This window comes from Plasticicumulans sp., from assembly GCF_035331805.1.
GTDB lineage: Bacteria > Pseudomonadota > Gammaproteobacteria > Competibacterales > Competibacteraceae > Plasticicumulans.
This window is the reverse complement of the sequence record NZ_DAOLKE010000455.1, coordinates 1-2,441: the sequence shown is the minus strand read 5'-3', so window position 1 is coordinate 2,441 and position 2,441 is coordinate 1. Positions and strand designations below refer to the sequence as shown.

2 protein-coding genes and 1 pseudogene are annotated in these 2,441 nt (G+C 74.1%); all 3 read left to right on the top strand.

The annotated features are described in order from the left end of the window. Positions 1 to 251: pseudogene (locus PKE44_RS18300) on the top strand (hypothetical protein); the annotation flags it as partial. Beyond that, positions 248 to 1,825, top strand: a complete 1,578-nt coding sequence (locus tag PKE44_RS18295; RefSeq protein WP_324554103.1) for a GTPase — start codon at positions 248 to 250, stop codon at positions 1,823 to 1,825. The pseudogene PKE44_RS18300 and the gene PKE44_RS18295, both read left to right, overlap by 4 nt. 77 nt (positions 1,826 to 1,902) lie before the next feature. Next, a partial coding sequence (locus PKE44_RS18290; RefSeq protein WP_324554101.1) for a hypothetical protein occupies positions 1,903 to 2,441 on the top strand: 539 nt, incomplete at its 3' end.

Sequence of the window (2,441 nt, the reverse complement as noted above, 5' to 3'; positions counted from 1 at the left end):
TCGCCAAGCTGATTCCGGGCTGGGGACAGACGGTCGGTGCCGCCTGGGGCGCGGCGACGGCCGGGGCCAGCACCTGGGCGCTCGGCGAGGCGGCGGCCTACTGGTTCGGCGAACATCGCCAGGGCCGGCCCGGCGATCCGGAGCTGCTGCGCCGCCACTACGCCGAGGCGCTGGCGCGCGGCGCGCGCTTCCTCGAACAGCGCGCACTGCCGCCGGCCTCCGGCGACCACGACGCGGGCACGCCGCGATGAGCCGCAGCCGGGGCTCACTGTGGCGCCGGCTCGATCGCGGCCGGCTGCTGGCGATGGCGCTGTGGGCGCTGCCGGCGCTGTCGCTGCTGCCGCTCGGCGTGCTGTGGCTCTGGCAGCAGCAGGTGCTGGTGTTCTGGCTCGCCGCCACGGCCGGCACCGGGCTGCTCGCATGGGGGCTCGACCGCTGGCTGACGGCGCGCAGCCGCCGGCTGATCGGCCACGCCGCGGACGGTCCGGACCCCGACTGGCCGCCGTCGGCCGATGCCGCGTGGCAGCAGGTCGAGGCGCTCGCCGCCGGCATCGACCCGGCCGAATGGCCGCTCGATGACGCCAACCGCTGGCTGGAACTCGGCCGGCGCACGCTCGATACCGTCGCCCGCCACTATCACCCGCAGGCCGAACGGCCGCTGTGGGAGCTGACCGTGCCGCATCTGCTGCTGATCATCGAGCGCGCGAGCCGCAAGCTCGGGCACACGGTGGTCGCGCATGTGCCGTTCAGCCATCAGCTCACCATCGGCCGCGTGCTGGCGCTGAACCGCTGGCGCACGCTGGCCGGCCGGGCGTGGAACCTGTACCGGGCCGGGCGTCTGGTCGTGAATCCGGCCAACGCCGTGCTCGGCGAGGTGTGGACGGCGCTGCGCGACCGCGCCTTCGGCAACGCGCAGCAGGAGCTGCAGGGCTGGCTGCTGCGCGAGTACGTGCTCGAAACCGGCCGCTACGCGATCGAGCTGTACAGCGGCCGGCTGCGGCTCGACGAATCGCCCGATCTGCCGAGCGCACCGGATCTCGTCGTGACCGAGCAGCGCGCGCAGGCGCCGGTCGAGCCGCTGCGCATCCTCGTGCTCGGCCAGACCAACGCCGGCAAGTCGAGTCTGGTCAACGCGCTGTTCGATCTCGGCGAGGCGGCGGCCGATGGCGCGCATGCGCTGGTCGATGCGCTGCCGGCGACCGGCGCCGTGACGCCGTACCGGCTGACGCGCGCCGGGCTGACCGCGGCGCTGGTATTCGACACGCCGGGGCTCGACGGCCTCGATGTCGACGATGAGGGCCTGAACGAGGCCATCGCCAGCGCCGATCTGGTGCTGTGGACGGTCGCCGCGCACCGGGCCGATCGCGCCGTCGATCGCGAGCGCCTCGATGCGCTGCGTCACGCCTTCTCGCTGCGTCCGGAGCGGCGGCCGCCGCCGGTGCTGGTGCCGCTGACGCACATCGACCGGCTGCGGCCCTTCGCCGAATGGGCGCCGCCGTATGACCTCGCTCACCCCGACGGCGAGGATGCGCACGCGGCCAAGACGCGCAACCTCCTGACGGCGCTCGCCGCGGTCGCGCATGACCTCGCCGTGCCGCCGGCCGATGTCGTGCCGGTGTGTCTGGCACCGGGGCGCCTCTACAACGTTGCCGACACGCTCTGGAGCGCGATCCTCGCCCGCCAGACCGACGCCGACCGTGCCCGCAGCCTGCGCTGCCTCGCCAGCGGCCGGCGTGCCGAGGACTGGAAGCTGCTGCGTCGCCAGCTCGGCAACGCCGGGCGCTACCTCGCCAGCCTGCCGGAGCGCTGGCTGAAGAAGGACTGAAGGAACGGGCGGCGCGCTGGTCGATGCGCATGCCGCCCCGATGTCCGCAGTTCACCCGAACGCCGAGATTCCCGCCGATGCCCTCGTCATCCCGCTGGCTGCGCCGTCTGCTGCTGTCCCCGCTGGTGCTGCTCGCCGCCCTCGTGCTGCTGTTCGAGGAATGGGGCTGGCGGCCGCTCGCGCGAGCGATGGCCGCGCTCGGGCGCCTGCCGTGGCTGCGGGCGCTGGAGGCGCGCATCGCGCGGCTGTCGCCGTGGGGCGCGGCCGTGGCCTTCATCGTGCCGGCGGCGGTGCTGCTGCCGTTCAAGCTCGCGGCGCTGGCGCTGATCGCGCGCGGTGCGCTCGTGCCCGGCGTGTTCGTGATCCTGCTCGCGAAGCTGACCGGCACGGCGATCGCCGCGCGGCTGTACGTGCTGTGCGAGCCGCAGCTGATGAGCCTCGGCTGGTTCGCGTGGGCCCGCGCGAAGCTGCTCGCCTTTCATGATCTCGTGCATGCCTGGCTCGCACGCCAGTGGCTGTGGCAGGCGACGCATGCGCTGGTGCTCGCCGTGCGTCGGCGCGTGCAGGCACTGAAGCCGGGCGTGCTCGGCCGGTGGTGGCGCCGGCCGAGCACGCC

What these genes read in the sequence shown, in the direction of transcription:
- PKE44_RS18295 (WP_324554103.1), top strand. Translation starts at nt 248, where the DNA reads ATGAGCCGCAGCCGGGGCTCACTGTGGCGCCGGCTCGATCGCGGCCGG.